Genomic DNA, 15,838 nt, shown 5'->3' on the forward strand with positions numbered 1-15,838 from the left:
TCAGGGGGTGGTCAGCGGGCCGTAGGCGTCCGGCCTGCGGTCGCGGTAGAAGGCCCACTTGGTGCGCACCTCGTCGAGCAGGTCGAGGTCCAGGTCGCGCACCAGCAGCTCCTCGTCGGTGTCGCTGGCCACCTCGCCGACGAACTGCCCGTAGGGGTCCACGAAGTAGCTGCTGCCGTAGAAGTCGTTGTCGCCGTACTCCTCCACGCCGACGCGGTTGATCGCGGCGATGAAGTACTCGTTGGCGACCGCGGCGGCCGGTTGTTCCAGCTTCCACAGGTAGGAGGAAAGGCCGCGGCTGGTGGCCGAGGGGTTGTAGACGAGCTGCGCGCCCGCCAGACCCAGCGCCCGCCAGCCCTCCGGGAAGTGCCGGTCGTAGCAGATGTAGACCCCGACGCGGCCGACCGCGGTGTCGAACACCGGCCAGCCGAGGTTGCCGGGGCGGAAGTAGTACTTCTCCCAGAAGCCGGGCAGGTGCGGCAGGTGGTGCTTGCGGTACTTGCCGAGGTAACTGCCGTCGGCGTCGATCACCGCGGCGGTGTTGTAGTAGAAGCCCGGCCCGTCGACCTCGAAGATCGGCACCACGACGACCATGCCGAGTTCGCCGGCGAGCGCGCACATCCGGCGGGTGGTCGGCCCGTCCGGCACGGCCTCCGCCCACCCGTAGTGCTCGGGTTCCTGGACCTGGCAGAAGTACGGCGCGTTGAAGACCTCCTGGAATCCGATGATCCGCGCACCGCGCTCGGCGGCGGTGCGCGCGTGGCGCTCGTGCAGGTCGGTCATCGATCCCGCGTCGCCGGTCCACTTCGCCTGGACCAGCGCGGCACGGACGAGGTTCGACATGGCTGCGGCTCCCGTTGCGGCGTGGCGGCGATGGACCTCCCGAACATATGGCGCGGGTCACCTACCTGCAATGACCCAGCTGCCAAGGAATTTCCGGGCCCAGCGAGATGATCGGCCGCGCCCGGCCGAACGGCCTGGTCGGCGGTTCCGCGGCGCCGGTCGTGAGCGGTGCGTGATTCGCTCGCTCGGTGGAAGCGCCGGTGTGTCGGCCCGAACGACGGCGGCTCGCCGCCCTCAGCTGCCGAGGCCGAGCCCGAAGCGGTCCAGCAGCCGCAGCCAGCGCCCGCGTTCACCGGCGTCCGCTTCGCGCAGCGCACGCCGCGTAGCCCGGACGAGCGGCCAGCGCAACGGCTCCGGCGGGAACGCCATCGGGTGCGTGCGCACCAACGGGTTGGTGGTGCGCTCGGTTTCCCCGTCTTCCAGCAGGTCCAGCGCCACCTGCGCGCCGAACCGCGAGGCGGCGACGCCGAGCCCGGCGAATCCCACCGCGTAGGCCACCCGTCCCGCGCACGCCGTGCCGAACACCGGCGTGGAACGGGTCGTGGAGTCGATCGGGCCGCCCCAGCGATGGGTGAAGCGCACGCCCTCCAGCTGCGGGAACGTCGTGCAGAACGCTTCGGCGAGCGCCCGGTGCGGCTCCGGTCGCCAGGCGTGCCGCAGCGCGGTGCGCCCGCCGAAGAAGTAGTGCGGAGAACCGCCGCCCCAGAGGATCCGCCCGTCCGGAGTGGGCCGGTAGTAGTGGAACAGGTTGTGGCTGTCGGTGATCCCCTGCCGATCGCGCCAGCCCAGCCGGTCCCACGCCGAGTCCGGCAGCGGTTCGGTCACCAGCACGTAATCCCAGATCGGCAGCACGTACCGGCGCAACCGCCGCAGCGGGCTGCGAAAGGCGTTGGTGGCCAGCACCACCCGCGCTGCCCGCACTGTCCCTTGTGGACATTGCAGGGACGGCCCGCCGCGCGCGGAACGCACCGAATTCACCGGCGTGTGCTCGTGCAGCCGCACGCCACGCCGCCGCGCCGCCTCGGCCAGCCCGCCGACCAGCTTCGCCGGATCCACCAACCCCCCGGCGTCCGGCAGCCGGAGCCCGGCGCGGAAGGACGGCGAATCCACATCCGCACGAACTCCGCCCGCGCCCTGGAACAGCACGCGGAAGCCGTGCTCGCGGTAGCGGTCCGCCTCGTCGCGCAGCTCGCCGACCTGGTGCGGCTCGGTGGCCACCGCGGTTTTGCCGCACAGCCGCAGGTCCGCGTCGATGCCTTCGGCGGTGACGAACTCGCTGATCTCGCGCAGGTTCCGGGCGCCGAGCTCGACCAGCGCCCCGATCTCCGACGGCCACAGGTGCGCGCCGTGCGCGAGACCGTGCGTGAGCGACTCGGACAGGAAACCACCGCTGCGCGCACTGCCCCCGGAACCTGCCCGGCCGGCGTCCAGGATCAGCACGTCCAGCCCGGGATCGCGCTGCTTGGCCAGCACCGCCGTCCACAATCCGGTCAGGCCCGCTCCGACGACCACCAGGTCGGCTTCGGCCGAGCCGGGCAGCGCGTCCCGCGGCGAACCCCGGTGCGCATCCCAGAACACGGCCGGTTCCGCGTCCGCGAGCGCGCGGTCGACCTGCCCGTTCAGTGCCACCACGGGCGGTACCCGACTCCGTGCTTGCCTGCGCGCTCCACGTCCTTGCGAAGCTGCCTGGTCTCGCGGGCGGTGCCCGGCGGATGTCCGTGCTTGATCGAGCGGTGCTCGCACGCCTCGCCCATCAGGCACACCGAGTAGAACAACCCGACGAACAACCCGAGCACCAGAGCGCTCAGCCGGATCGACCACGATGCGGGCAGCAGCAGGACCACCGCGCAGCAGGGCGCCAGCTGGGTCAGCGCGCGGGCGAAGTGGCGCAGCGCCCAGGTGCGGCAGGTGACGTCGTGCAGCACCCACTCCGCGCACCGTTCGGGCAACCGGCCGCCGAAGGCGTACCAGACCCATTGCGCCGGGTTCGGCCGCCCGGAACTCGCTCGCTCAGGCCGGGGTGACACCGCTCCAGGGTAGGCCTCGCCGCCGAACCCGAGGGACCCCAGTGGGTCGCACATGTCACTCCGGTCACCGGTAACGATCTCCGGTGGGCGACGATGTTATTGGTGCAGGGCGAAAGCGCCGGGAGGCCAGCGCCGGACGTACGCTCACGGACCGCGCGACCTCCCCCGGCAGCGCCGCCGTCTTTCGCCGCTTCGCAATCCGCCGCTCAAACGAACCGAAACGGGCACGCCAGCATGTTCATCCTCGTCGTCGTGATGTTGTTCCTCGTCGTCGTCGGTGCCGTGAGTTTCACGGATCTCGTGGACAACGGTTTCCGCAGCGCGGGCGCCACGCTCGCGCAGGCGCTGCGCGACACCCGCCCGAACACCTGACCATCCACTGAGGACACTCGCGGCGGCGCGGAACCGGTCTCGGGTGCCCGCGCCACCCGGTCCTAGAGTGGGGGCGTGAGCAGTGCGAACCCGCCGGAGACCCACGGCTGCTGCGCCCCCGGGCGCGAGCCGTCCGATCGGGCCGCGGCCACCGGTTCCCGGCCGCGTGCCGAGGTCGGCAGGCAGGCCGACCGCCATTGGCGACAACTGCCCGGCGGGACGTTCCGGATGGGCACCGAAGACGCGGAAGGCTTCCCGGACGACGGTGAAGGACCGGTGCGCGAGGTCCGGCTGAGCCCGTTCGAGATCGGCCCGTTCGCGGTGACCAACGCCGAATTCGCCGAGTTCGTCGCGGAAACCGGTTTCGTCACCGACGCCGAGCGGTTCGGCTGGTCGTACGTGTTCGCCGCGTTCCTGCCGGGCGCGCTGCGCCGCGCCGCGCCGCGCCCGGACCAGACGCCGTGGTGGTGCGGCGTCGAAGGCGCGTACTGGCGCGCTCCCGAAGGCCCCGGCTCGGCGGTGGACGGCCGGGAAGACCATCCCGTCGTCCACGCGTCCTGGCACGACGCCGCCGCCTACTGCGAGTGGGCGGGCGGGCGCCTGCCCACCGAAGCGGAATGGGAGTGCGCCGCCCGCGGCGGGCTCGACCAGGCCCGCTATCCGTGGGGCGACGAGCTGCTGCCCGGCGGCGAGCACCGCTGCAACATCTGGCAGGGCATGTTCCCCGCCAAGAACCTCGTCGAGGACGGCCATCGCGGCACCGCGCCGGTGGACTCCTTCCCACCAAACGGCTTCGGCCTGCACAACGTGGCGGGCAACGTCTGGGAGTGGTGCGCGGACCGGTGGACGACCACGCACTCCGCGCAGCCGGTCGCCGACCCGGCGGGACCGCCCGAGGGCGACCGGCGGGTGATGCGCGGCGGCTCGTACCTGTGCCACGAGTCGTACTGCAATCGCTACCGGGTGGCCGCCCGCACGGCCAACACGCCGGACAGCTCGGTGGGCAACCTCGGGTTCCGCTGCGTGCGCGACTCTCCCGAATGGTGAACGACCTGTTGCTGCGAGTGTCGTAGCCGCTATGCTCCGCGCATGATCGACCTGGCGCGCCCGACCCGCCTTGTGATGCGTAAGCACGTCGATCTCCTGCGCGTGATCAGCAGCGCCTGTCGCGCCGGCTGACGCAGCTCGCTCCTTTCACCGCTCGGATCCGCCTGTTGAGCGGAATTTCCGCGCGTTTCCAGCTCATCGCACCGCCTTTCGCGGCGCGTTCCCAATCCGGCGCGAACCGTCGCGCCCGAAGTCCACTGTGGAGTCCGCATGTCCGCTGAACCGCAAGACGAGTCCGCCTGGTCGTTCGAGACCCAGCAGGTGCACGCCGGTGCCGCACCGGACCCGGCCACCGGCGCCCGCGCGGTGCCGATCTACCAGACCACCTCCTACGTCTTCCGCGACACCCAGCACGCGCAGGACCTGTTCAGCCTGGCCGAGCCCGGCAACATCTACACCCGCATCAACAATCCCACCCAGGACGTGCTGGAACAGCGGGTCGCGCGGCTGGAAGGCGGCGTCGGAGCGGTCGCGGTCGCCTCCGGGCAGGCCGCCGAGACGCTGACCGTGCTCACCCTCGCGCAGGCCGGGGACCACCTGGTCTCCAGCGCCTCGCTGTACGGCGGCACCTACAACCTCTTCCACCACACGCTGCCGAAGCTGGGCATCGAGGTCAGCTTCGTCGACGACTTCGACGATCCGCAGGCGTGGCGCGCGGCGGTGCGGCCGAACACCAAGCTGCTGTTCGCCGAATCCCAGGGGAATCCGCGCAGCAACGTGCTCGACGTGCGCGCGGTGGCCGACGTGGCGCACGAGGCCGGTGTGCCGCTGGTCGTGGACAACACGGTCACCACGCCGTACCTGCTGCGGCCGCTGGAGCACGGCGCGGACATCGTGGTGCACTCGGCGACGAAGTACCTCGGCGGGCACGGCACGGCCGTCGGCGGCGTCGTGGTCGACGGCGGGAAGTTCGACTTCGGCGCGAACGGAGCGCGGTTCCCCGGATTCGTCGAACCGGATCCCAGCTACCACGGGCTGAAGTACTGGGAGGCGCTCGGGCACGGCGCGTTCGCGGCGAAGCTGCGGGTGCAGCTGCTGCGCGACCTCGGACCCGCGATCTCGCCGTTCAACGCCTTCCTGGTGCTGCAAGGGCTGGAGACGCTGTCGCTGCGCATCGAGCGGCACAACCGCAACGCCCAGCGGCTCGCCGAATGGCTCGAAGCCCGCGACGAGGTGGAGAAGGTGCACTACGCGGGCCTGCCGTCGAGCCCGTGGCACGAACTGGGCAAGCGGTACCTCGACGGCGGATTCGGCGCGATCGTCTCGTTCGAGCTGCGCGGCGGAGTCGCGGCCGGGCGGGCCTTCGTGGAGGGCACCTCGCTGTTCAGCCACCTGGTCAACCTCGGCGACGTGCGCAGCCTCATCGCGCACCCGGCCAGCACCACGCACAGCCAGCTCTCCGAGCAGGAGCAGCTGGACGCGGGCGTGCCGCCGGGGCTGGTGCGGCTCGCGGTGGGCATCGAGTCGGTCGAAGACCTGGAGGCCGACCTCGAAGCGGCGTTCCGAGCGGCGAAAGCCGAATTGGAGGGTTGATGATCGTCCCGGCCCTTCCCGCCACCGGCGCGTGGCGGGAAGGGCACCCGCCGGGACGGCGCGAGTGGGTCCGGCTGGCGCCGTTGCCGCTGGCCGCGGGCGGGAAGCTCACCGGTGCCCGGCTGGCCTACGAGACGTGGGGCGAACTCGCCCCGGACGGTTCGAACGCGGTGCTCGTGCTGCACGCGCTGACCGGCGACAGCCACGTGCGCGGGCGGGCCGAGCCCGGGCATCCGAGCCCCGGCTGGTGGCACGAGCTGGTCGGACCGGGCCGCGCGTTGGACACCGACCGGTGGTTCGTGGTCGCGCCCAACGCGCTCGGTGGCTGCCAGGGCAGCACCGGCCCGGCGGAGAACGCCACGGACGGGCGGGCGTGGGGCTCCCGCTTCCCGATGATCACGGTGCGGGACATGGTGCGCGCGGAGGTCGAGCTGGCCGAAGCGCTCGGCGTGCGCCGCTGGGCGGCGGTGCTCGGCGGTTCGCTGGGCGGGATGCGGGCGCTGGAGTGGGCGGTCGACCAGCCCGAGCGGGTCGGCTCGGCGCTGCTGCTGTGCTGCGGGGCGATCTCCTCGGCCGAGCAGATCGCCTGGTCGTCGGCCCAGCTGCACGCGATCCGCGCCGATCCGGACTGGCTCGGCGGCGACTACCACCAGCTGCCCGCCGGGCGCGGGCCGCACACCGGGCTCGGGATCGCGCGGCGCATCGCGCACCTGACCTACCGCAGCCCGCAGGAGCTGCAGGACCGGTTCGCCGCCGAGCACCAGGACGGCGAGCCGGCCGGCCGCTACGCGGTGGAGTCCTATTTGGACCACCACGCTGACAAGCTGGTGCGCAGGTTCGACGCGGCCAGCTACGTCGCGCTCACGCGGGCGATGTCCGCGCACGACGTGGGCCGGGACCGCGGCGGGGTCGCCGCCGCGCTGCGCCGGGTTCGCGCCCGGGTGCTGGTCGCCGGGGTGGACAGCGACCGGTTGTTCCCGCTCGCCCAGCAGCGCGCCCTGGCCGACGGCCTGCCGGGCTGCGGCCCCGCGCGGGTGGTGCGCTCGGCGGCCGGGCACGACGGGTTCCTCACCGAGAACGATCAGGTGGGAGCGCTGCTGCGGGAGCTGCTGGCCGAGTCTTGACTTCACCGCGGACGAGGCCAACCGTGTGGCAATGAGCACCTACGACGAACGCCCGTGGCTGGCCCGCTACGACGCCGGGCAGCCGCACGACGTCGCCGCCGAGTTCCCGAACGCGCTGGAGATGTTCCAGGACTCCGTGCGCCGCCACCCGGACCTCCCGCTGATCCACTACTTCGACGGGACGCTCACCGTCCGCGAGTTCGACGAACTCACCGACGCCTTCGCCTGCGCGCTACTGGAGCGCGGCTGCTCGCCCGGCGATCGGGTCGCGCTCTACCTGCAGAACGTGCCGCAGTTCGGCATCGCGATGGTCGGCGCCTGGAAGGCCGGCTGCATCGCGGTCTCGATCAACCCGATGAACCGGCACCGCGAGCTGGCGCTGCTGCTGGCCGACTCCGGAGCGCGCGTCCTGGTGGCGCTGCGCGGGCTGTACGAATCGGTGGGCGCCGCGGTGCTGCCGGACAGCCCGGTGGAGCTGACGATCACCACCTCCGAGCACGAGTACCAGACCCGCAGCGACCCGCGAGCACTACCGGACCCGATCGAGACCGTGCCCACCGGCACCGAGGACATGGCCGGGCTGATCGCCGCGCACCGCGGCCGGCGCCCGCCGCGGGTCTCGCCCGGCCCGGACGACGTCGCCGTGCTCACCTACACCTCCGGGACCACCGGCCCGCCGAAGGGCGCGATGAACACCCACGGCAACATCGTGTTCGACGCGCGGGTGTGGCGGGACTGGATCGGTGTCGGCGCCGACGACGTGATCCTCGGTGTGGCGCCGATGTTCCACATCACCGGGATGGTCGGGCACCTGGCGCTGGCGCTGCTGACGCCGGCACCGCTGGTGCTGACCCACCGGTTCGAGGCCACCGCCGCGGTCGACGCGATCCGCGAGCACCGGCCGACGTTCACCGTCGGGGCGATCACCGTGTTCATCGCCCTGATGAACGCTCCGGGCGCGAGCAAGGACGACTTCACCAGCCTGCGCAAGATCTACTCCGGTGGCGCGCCGATCCCGCCGAGCACGGTGCAGGCGTTCGAGCAGCAATTCGGGCAGCGGATCCACAACGTCTACGGGCTCACCGAGACCTCCTCGGCCACGCACGCCCAGCCGTTCCACGCCGAGTCGCCGGTCGACGAGCTATCCGGTGCGCTCTCGGTCGGCGTGCCCGTCTACAGCACGGACGTGCGGATCGTCGGCGAGGACGGCGCGGACCTGCCGCCCGGCGAGGAGGGCGAGCTGGTGATCTCCGGCCCGCAGGTGGTGCCGGGATACTGGAACAAGCTCGAGGAGACCGCGCACGCCCTGCCCGGCGGCGCGCTGCACACCGGCGACGTCGGCTACATGGACGCCGCGGGCTGGTTCTACCTGGTGGACCGCAAGAAGGACCAGATCAACGCGGGCGGCTACAAGGTGTGGCCGCGCGAGGTCGAGGACGTGCTCTACGAGCACCCCGCGGTGCGCGAAGCCGCCGTCGTCGGCGTCGCCGACCCGTACCGGGGCGAGACGGTGAAGGGGTACGTGAGCGTGCGCCCGGGCCAACGCGCCACCCCGGAAGAACTGGTGGCGTTCTGCAAGGAGCGGATGGCCGCCTACAAGTACCCGCGAGAGGTCGAAGTTCTCGACGAACTCCCCAAAACCACCACCGGCAAGCTGCTGCGCCGCGAACTCCGCGCCCGGTGAACCGACCTGGAGCCGGAACGAGTCACGCAGGCCCGGCGGGCAGCGGCAGGCCGACGTAGTTCTCCGCCAACGAGGTGGCGGCCGCCGTCGAATTTGCCACGTAGTCCAGGTGGGACAGCTGCAACCGGCGTCCGAAGTCGTCCGCGGCCGGGTCGGTGTGCAGCAGCGTGGTCATGAAGTACGAGAAGTGCTCGGCCCGCCACACCCGCCGCAGCGCGGTGTCCGAATAGGCGTCCAGTTCGGCGTCGTCACCGCGCAGCAGCGACGAGCCCAGCGCGCGGGCCAGCAGCGTCACGTCCGCTGCGGCCAGGTTGAGCCCCTTCGCCCCGGTCGGCGGCACGATGTGCGCCGCGTCGCCGGCCAGCAGCAACCGCCCGTGCCGCAGCGGTTCGGACACGAAGCTGCGCATCGGCGTCACGGATCGTTCGGTGATCGGCCCGCGCTGCAGCTTCCAGTCCGCGTCGACCTCGAAGCGCCGGTCCAGTTCCGCCCAGATCTCCTCGTCCGGCCAGTCCTGCAGCGAGGTGTCCGGCGGCACTTGCAGGTACAGCCTGCTGACCTGGGTCGAACGCATGCTGTGCAGCGCGAAGCCGCGCTCGTGATTGGCGTAGATCAGCTCGTCGGTGGACGGCGGCACCGAAGCGAGGATGCCCAGCCACGCGTAGGGATAGGTGCGCTCGTAGGTCCGCACCCGCTCCGTCGGGATGGATTTGCGCGCCACACCGTGGAAACCGTCGGTTCCGACGACGTAATCGGCCGCCAGGACCTGCTCGGCGCCGTCGTGCCGGTAGCGCACCCTGGGCTGCTCCCCCTCGGCGCCCTCCACCGCGAGCGCTTCCGCCTCGAACAGCACCGGGGAGCCGGACTCCAGGCGCAACGCCACGAGATCGCGCACGACCTCGGTCTGCGCGTAGACCATCACCTGCCGTCCGCCGGTCAGCGCGGCCATGTCGATGCGGTGCCCGGCCCTGCCGAAGCGCAGTTCGATGCCGTCGTGCGGCAGGCCCTCGCGGTCCATCCGCTCCCCCGCGCCGCATTCGCGCAGCACGTCGATGGTGCCCTGCTCCAGGATCCCGGCGCGCTGGCGGTGCTCGACGTGCTCGCGGGAGCGGGATTCCAGCACGACCGAGTCGATGCCCTGCCGCTGCAGCAGCCGGGCCAGCAGCAGTCCGGCCGGTCCCGCTCCGATGATGGCCACGCTGGTGCGCATCCACAGCTCCCTCGGCGCCGGAGAATTTAATCCGTGTACGGATGAGTTGGCTAACACCGTCCAGCCTGCAACATCCGTTGTCAACTGTCCGATTTCCGCTGCCTCGATCAAGAGTCGATCCGTGCACGGATCATCGGTCCGATCAAGCACAATGGCCGGGTGGGACCCATCGATCTCGGCACGCATCCCGGGCACCTGTTCCGGCGCGTCCAGCAAGTGCACACCATGCTGTGGGGCGCGGCGGTCTCCGAGGAGATCACGCCGCCCCAGTTCGCGGTGCTCAACGGGCTCGCCGAAGAACCGGAACGGGACCAGCGCACGCTGGCCGAGCGGGTCGCGCTGGACCGCTCCACCGCCGCCGACGTGGTGGCGCGGCTGGTGCGGCGCGGGCTGGTCGAACGCACCAAGGACAGCGCGGACGGGCGGCGCAACGTGCTCCGGTTGACCGAGTCCGGGCAAGCCGCGCACGAGAACCTGGTGCGCCGCACCGAGCGGATGATCGAGATCTTGCTGACCCCGTTGCGGGGAGACGAGCGGGAGCAGCTGCTCGCGCTGCTGTCCCGCGTCGCCGAGGCGGGCGAACGCATCCGCGATCCCGGAACGGCCCGGAGCTGACGCCACCCGAACCGGTTCCCGTCAAGAGGCCCCACCTGAGCAGGTGACCGTCGCCGCCGCGGTTCACCCGAACCGCGGCACCGGCGCTGCCGGTACGGCCACGAACAGAACGCGGCCGCCACTCCATCGCGCAGTAGCGCCTGCGACGCGCAGGCACGATCCGGCGAACGGCTCGCCCGGTTCGGCACGCAGGGTTTCAGCGCCGTTCGCGCGCATCCGGCAGCGCCGCGGCACCGATCTCACCATGAGCGACATCAGCGCAGGTGGGAGGTGTGATGCGACGTCCTGACCCCGTCGCGGCGCCAGGTTCGGCGCAGGTACCGCGCCCGGACCTCGACGACGCGCTGGCGGCGGCCACCCGCAACCTGGTGTGCCTGGTGATCGGAGCGGCCGGCTGGGGCAAGACGACCGCGGTCCGCTCGTGGGCCGAGTCGACCGGTGCCGATGCGCTCTGGTGGGCGCCCAGCGGATCGGGCCGGGATGCCGAACGGCTGCTGGGCGACCTCGCCCGCGCGGCGCTGCCCGCGGATGCGGACCATGCCGGCGACGCCGCGCCGGTACGCGATGCGGCCGAGGCGTGCGACCGGCTCGGCGCACTTCGCAGCACCCTGCACCTGGTGATCGACGAGCTGCACGAAGTGGACGAACCGACGGCGCGAACGCTCGCCGAACTCTGCCGCCTCGCCCCGTCCGGGCTGCACTTGGTGCTGCTGTCCCGGCAAGATCCCCCGTTCTCCCTGGAACGGCTCCGGGGGCGGGGCAAAGTGACCGAGATCGATGCGGCCCGGCTGGCCCTCGCCCCCTCCGAGATCGCCGAACTCCTGCGCACAGCGCTGGGCGCGCAACCGCCCGGACTCGCCGATGCACTGCACGAACGCACCGGCGGCTGGCCGGCCGCGGTCTGCCGCGCAGTGCAATCGCTGCGCGCGGTGCCGGAACCCCGCGCGGCCGAGGCGCTGCCCGCCGACCACTTCCGCCCGTACCTGACCGAAGAAGTGCTGGACGGCGAACCGGAACCGGCGCGGCACGCGCTGCACCGGCTGGCCGTGCTCGGCGAAGCCACCGCGGCGGAGTCCGGCGACGTGCTCACCGACTTGGCCAGGCGCGGACTGCTGCGTCCGGCCGGGCTCGGGCGCTGGTCGCTGGTGCCGCCGCTGGCGGAGTTCTTCGCCGAATCCCGGGTCGTCACCGCCGAAGCCCGCACGGAACTGCACCTGCAGGCCGCCGAAGAGCACCGCCGCGAAGGCAGGCTGGGGCAGGCGCTGCGGCACCTGGTCACCGCACGCGACGCGGACGGCTGCGCGGCGCTGCTGCACGAGTCCGGGCCCGCGCTGCTGGAGGCCGGGCACGTCGACGCGGTGCTGGACGCGGACGCGCTGCTCGGTGAGCGCGCAGACGTGTCCCTGGCCCGAATCGCCGGGCAGGCCCACCAGATCCGCGGCCGCTGGGCGGAAGCTGCGCGGCGGTGGCGGCACGCGGGAGATCCGGGCGAGCCGGGCCTGGCGTGGCGCATCGCTGCCGGTGCGCTCGCTCGCGGCGAACCCCGCGAAGCGCTGGCTGCCTGTTCGGCCGCCGCTCCCGTCGACGGCGACCCCGACACCGCCCGGGTGTTCGCGGTGGCAGCGGTGGCGCACCGCCTCATCGGCGAGATCGAGCGCGGCGCCGAGTTCGCGGAACAAGCGGTGGACGTGGCGCAACGCAGCCGCGGAATTCCGGGCGCCGGACAGATCTCCGCAGTGGCGCACGGCGCTCGCGCGGTGCTGAACGCCGCGCGCGGAGATCACCGGGGTGCCGTCACCGCTTGGTTCGACGCCACCGAGAACGCTCCGGACGGCCGGCTCGCCCAGCTGCACGTCGTCCGGGCGCTGCACCTGGTGGAGGGCGGCTCGCCCGGAGAAGCGGTGCAGCACGCCGACAAGGCGCTGCGCATCGCCGAACAACACGGTGAACCGCTGTTGCGGGCGCACGCGCTCACCCAGCGAGGCGCGGCGCTGGCCCGGCTCGGCCGGTTCGACGAGGCGATCGTGGCGCACGACGAAGCATGCGACGTCTTCCGCCGCTACGGCTCGCGGTTCCTGTCCTGGTCGCTGTGCGTGCGCGGGGACGTGCACCGCCAACGCGGGCGGCTGGAACGCGCCCGCTCCGCCTATGAAGAAGCGCTCGCGCTGGCCGGACCGGACCTGCTCGGCACCAGCTCGGCGCTGCTGGGGCTCGCACGAGTGCGAGTCGTCGACGACCCGGACGAAGCGCTCCGATCCGCGCAGCGGGCGATCAGCCTCGGCGAGCTGCTGCACGAGGTGCGCGCGCTGCTGACCCGCGGCTGGATCTGGTGGGAGACCGGCGCGACCGAGATGGCCCGCGCCGACGCCGCGCTGGCCGCCGAACGTGCCCGGGCGCGCGGCGACGAGCCCGGCCTGGCCGAAGCGCTGGCGCTGACCGCGGTGACCTCCCCGGATCCGCTGGAGCACGGACGGGCGCTCGACGAGGCCGTGCAGATCTGGCGCGAAGGCGGCTTCGGCATCGAGCAAGCGCAGGGACTGCTGCTGCGGCACCGGCTGGGCCCGGCCCGCGACGGGGTGCCCGCCACGGTCGACCTCGCCGAGCGCACCTTGCGCGAACACGGCATCGTGCCGGATTCCCGCACCGCCGCCGGACCGCTGGCGGCGGTCGCGCACCTGGCTCCTCCGGTCGCGCTGCACGCGCTGGGAGTGTTCCAGGTCGAGCACGCAGGGCGCCCGGTGCCGAAGGCGTCGTGGCAGTCCCGCAAAGCGCGGGACCTGCTGAAGATCCTGGTGGCGAAGCGGCGGCCGGTGCGCCGGGAAGAACTGATGGAGCTGCTGTGGCCGGAGGTCGAGCCGGTCCGGGCTGGCAACCGGCTGTCGGTACTGCTCTCGACCGTGCGCGACGTGCTCGCCTCCCGCGGACCTGCGGCCGGGTCGGTGCTGCTGACCAGCGAAGCGGGCACGGTCGGGCTGGACCCGCGGCACGTGCGCATCGACGTGGAGTCCTTCGCCGCCCAGGCCGAGCGCGCGCTTGAGGCGCACCGCCAGGACCACGACGAGGTCACCGAGCTGCTGCTGGCCGCCGAAGCCGCCTACACCGGCGATTTCCTGGAGGACGATCCGTACCAGGACTGGGCGGCCCCGCTGGCCGACGAGCTGCGCACCACGCACACCGCGCTGCTGCGGGCGCTGACCCGGCGGCTGCGCGACGAAGGCGACGCCGACCGGGTCGCGCGGTTCGCGCTGCGGCTGCTGCGGGACGACCCGTACGACGAAGAGGCGCACCTCGACCTGGTCGAGACGTTGCTGCGCCAGGAGCGGTTCGGGGAGGCGCGGCGCCGCTACGAGATCTACGGCGAGCGGATGCGGGAGATCTCGGTAGCGCCGCGCCCGTTCCCGGAAGTCTCCGGCACCCGGCGCCCCGATCACCCTTCCGAGTAGCAGCGGCCACACTTCCGGGTGCCTCCGGCCGTTTTCTAAGGAAACCTTAAACCGTCTTGAACTGCGATTTCCTAGCCTCGCGGCGTGCATCCCGCTGAACCGGGGCGCCGATGAGCGCACCCGCCCCGATCCGGCCGGCCTCGCTGGCCGTGTCCAGGTCGAACTTCGGCTTCTCCCCGGACGGCCGGGAAGTCGCGTGCGTCCGGACCAGCGAGGAGATCTCCACCCTCGAACTGTGGGACTTCGGCACCGCCAACCGGTCCGCACGGCCGCACAGCCTGCGGTCCCGCTCCCTCGGCACGCGCCCGGCCCACTCCCGCGCATCCCGCTTCCCGCAGCAGCGCGACGGCACTGCACGCGCGCTGCACCGGGGCACCGTCGTCGACCCGTCCGCGCAGGCCACACCGCTCGGCGAAGGCCGCGTGCTGCTGCTGACGACGGATCACGAGCTCGCCGAGCTGGAACTGATCGACACGGCCGCCGCCCGCTCGCACCTGCTCGGGCAGGTGCGCGCCCAGGAGGGCTACCTGCTGGCGAGCCCGTCGGCCGCGCAACTCGGTTTCCTGATCGCCCGGGAGGACCGGGAGCGGAGTGCCGTCTGGCGGATCACCGACGGCCCGCCCGGTGTCGAGCCACTCGTGCGGCTGCCTGGTGCCGCCTCTGGGGGTGTGTGGCTCGACACCGACGCGGATCTGCTCGCGCTGAACCTCACCCGGCCGGACCGGCGGGTCGAAGGCGTGCTGGTCGACCTGCGCCGCGGGTCCTGGCAGCCGCTGTTCTCGCTGTCGTCCGACAGCGACGACCGGATCCTGCTGCACCACCAGGGCTCCAAGCTGCTGCTGGTGCGCTCGACCGCGGACGGATCCGACCGGCTGGGCTGGGTCGTGCTGGACGGGGCGAGCACGGTGCGCTTCCCGGACCGGCTGACCTCGGCGCACGTCCCGCTGGCGGTGGACGGCGGCGGCCAGCGGGTATTGCTGCGGCGGGACTCCGGGGCGCTTTCCGCGCTGGAGCTCTACGCGCCGCGCGAGGACAAACTCACTCCGCTGTCGCTGCCGCCGGGCAGCACCGGGGACCGCGCCTGCCTGCCCGGCAAGGTGGTCCGCGTGCCGTTCTCCTCGCCGGCGCGGCCGTCGACGCTGGTCACGCTGGCGCCGAGCGGGGCGTGCTCGACGTTGCCGGAGGACTCGGAGGCTTCGGAGCTGCCGCCGTGGGCCTCCGCCGACCTGCTGCGGCTGGGCGGCGGCATCGAGGCGATCGTCTACGGCGGCGGCCAGTGGCGATCCTGCTCGCACCTGGTGCTCGCGCTGCACCCGCTGGAAGACGCGGTGTGGCGGTGGGAATTCCACCCGCTGTTCCAGGACCTGGCCGCGGTGGGGGTCGCGGTCATCGCCGCGAACCACCGCGACGAGAACGGCGCGTGGGGCGCGCCGGGCCTGCCCGAGATCCTTTCGCTCGGGCACCACCTGCGTTCGCAGCGCCCGGGCCTGCCAGGGTCGATGCTGATCGGTGGCGGGCACGGCGGGCGGATCGCGCTGCGCGCCGCCGGGACCGCGCCGGACCTGTGGTCGGGGTGCGCGGCGCTGGCACCGGAGCTGCTCGCCGACGACGAGCTGCCGCGCACGATCACCTCGGTGACTTCGCCCCTGCTGCTGGTGCACGGCGTCGAAGACGAGGTGGTGCCCGTGCAGCGAGCCAGGCAGCTGCGGCGGGCGGTCGCCGGGCTCGGCGCGGCCGGTCCTGAGCTGCGCTACTTCGAGGTCGCCGGTGATCACCGCGGGGTGGCCGCGGCGACCTCGGGCGCGCTGCGGGAGCGGATCGTGAGCTTCTGCCGGGGCGGCACGGCACCCTCGCCCGGGAGCCGTTGATCACCGTCGGGC

General features: G+C 72.6%; 12 protein-coding genes. 8 read left to right on the forward strand and 4 right to left on the reverse strand.

Annotated elements, in window-relative coordinates:
- The 3 genes from INP57_RS08015 to INP57_RS08025 form a co-directional block, all read right to left on the reverse strand.
- A complete protein-coding gene (locus tag INP57_RS08015; RefSeq protein ID WP_200069468.1) occupies positions 1-843 on the reverse strand; it encodes a nitrilase-related carbon-nitrogen hydrolase in 843 nt (280 codons plus the stop codon).
- A 234-nt stretch (positions 844-1,077) separates the two neighbouring features.
- Positions 1,078-2,475: an NAD(P)/FAD-dependent oxidoreductase gene (locus INP57_RS08020; RefSeq protein WP_200069469.1), complete on the reverse strand. Its 1,398-nt coding sequence runs from the start codon at positions 2,473-2,475 to the stop codon at positions 1,078-1,080.
- Complete coding sequence (locus INP57_RS08025) at positions 2,463-2,870, reverse strand: DUF5313 family protein (RefSeq protein ID WP_295144954.1); 408 nt, start codon at positions 2,868-2,870, stop codon at positions 2,463-2,465. The genes INP57_RS08020 and INP57_RS08025 overlap by 13 nt, the downstream gene beginning before the upstream one ends.
- Positions 2,871-3,104: 234 nt before the next feature.
- Between INP57_RS08025 and INP57_RS08030 the strand changes: the two genes are divergently transcribed.
- The 5 genes from INP57_RS08030 (at position 3,105) to INP57_RS08050 (ending at position 8,690) form a co-directional block, all read left to right on the forward strand.
- On the forward strand, positions 3,105-3,242 hold the full coding sequence (locus INP57_RS08030) for a hypothetical protein (RefSeq protein WP_200069471.1): 138 nt from the start codon (positions 3,105-3,107) through the stop codon (positions 3,240-3,242).
- 75 nt (positions 3,243-3,317) lie between these two features.
- Entirely contained in the window at positions 3,318-4,289 is a 972-nt protein-coding gene (locus INP57_RS08035; RefSeq protein WP_374220928.1) for a formylglycine-generating enzyme family protein, read from the forward strand.
- Positions 4,290-4,559: 270 nt separating this feature from the next.
- Complete coding sequence (locus INP57_RS08040; RefSeq protein ID WP_200069472.1) at positions 4,560-5,882, forward strand: bifunctional o-acetylhomoserine/o-acetylserine sulfhydrylase; 1,323 nt, start codon at positions 4,560-4,562, stop codon at positions 5,880-5,882.
- The gene (metX, locus tag INP57_RS08045) at positions 5,882-7,006 is read left to right on the forward strand and encodes a homoserine O-acetyltransferase MetX (RefSeq protein ID WP_200069473.1); all 1,125 of its coding nucleotides are present in this window, start codon (positions 5,882-5,884) and stop codon (positions 7,004-7,006) included. Before INP57_RS08040 ends, metX begins: the two co-directional genes overlap by 1 nt.
- Positions 7,007-7,037: 31 nt before the next feature.
- Positions 7,038-8,690, forward strand: a complete 1,653-nt coding sequence (locus INP57_RS08050) for a long-chain-fatty-acid--CoA ligase (protein WP_200069474.1) — start codon at positions 7,038-7,040, stop codon at positions 8,688-8,690.
- A 22-nt stretch (positions 8,691-8,712) separates the two neighbouring features.
- On the opposite strand, the gene INP57_RS08055 is transcribed toward INP57_RS08050, so the two are convergent.
- On the reverse strand, positions 8,713-9,900 hold the full coding sequence (locus tag INP57_RS08055; RefSeq protein ID WP_200069475.1) for a 4-hydroxybenzoate 3-monooxygenase: 1,188 nt from the start codon (positions 9,898-9,900) through the stop codon (positions 8,713-8,715).
- 159 nt (positions 9,901-10,059) lie between these two features.
- On the opposite strand from INP57_RS08055, the gene INP57_RS08060 reads away from it, so the two are divergent.
- From INP57_RS08060 to INP57_RS08070, 3 genes are all read left to right on the forward strand, one after another.
- A complete protein-coding gene (locus tag INP57_RS08060) occupies positions 10,060-10,515 on the forward strand; it encodes a MarR family winged helix-turn-helix transcriptional regulator (RefSeq protein WP_200069476.1) in 456 nt (151 codons plus the stop codon).
- Positions 10,516-10,790: 275 nt separating this feature from the next.
- Complete coding sequence (locus tag INP57_RS08065; RefSeq protein ID WP_200069477.1) at positions 10,791-13,958, forward strand: AfsR/SARP family transcriptional regulator; 3,168 nt, start codon at positions 10,791-10,793, stop codon at positions 13,956-13,958.
- A gap of 110 nt (positions 13,959-14,068) precedes the next feature.
- Positions 14,069-15,826, forward strand: coding sequence for an alpha/beta hydrolase family protein (locus INP57_RS08070; protein ID WP_200069478.1), 1,758 nt, complete (start codon positions 14,069-14,071; stop codon positions 15,824-15,826).
- The last annotated feature ends 12 nt before the right edge of the window (positions 15,827-15,838 follow it).

Source organism: Saccharopolyspora galaxeae, assembly GCF_016526145.1.
In the GTDB taxonomy this organism is placed as follows: Bacteria; Actinomycetota; Actinomycetes; order Mycobacteriales; family Pseudonocardiaceae; genus Saccharopolyspora_C; species Saccharopolyspora_C galaxeae.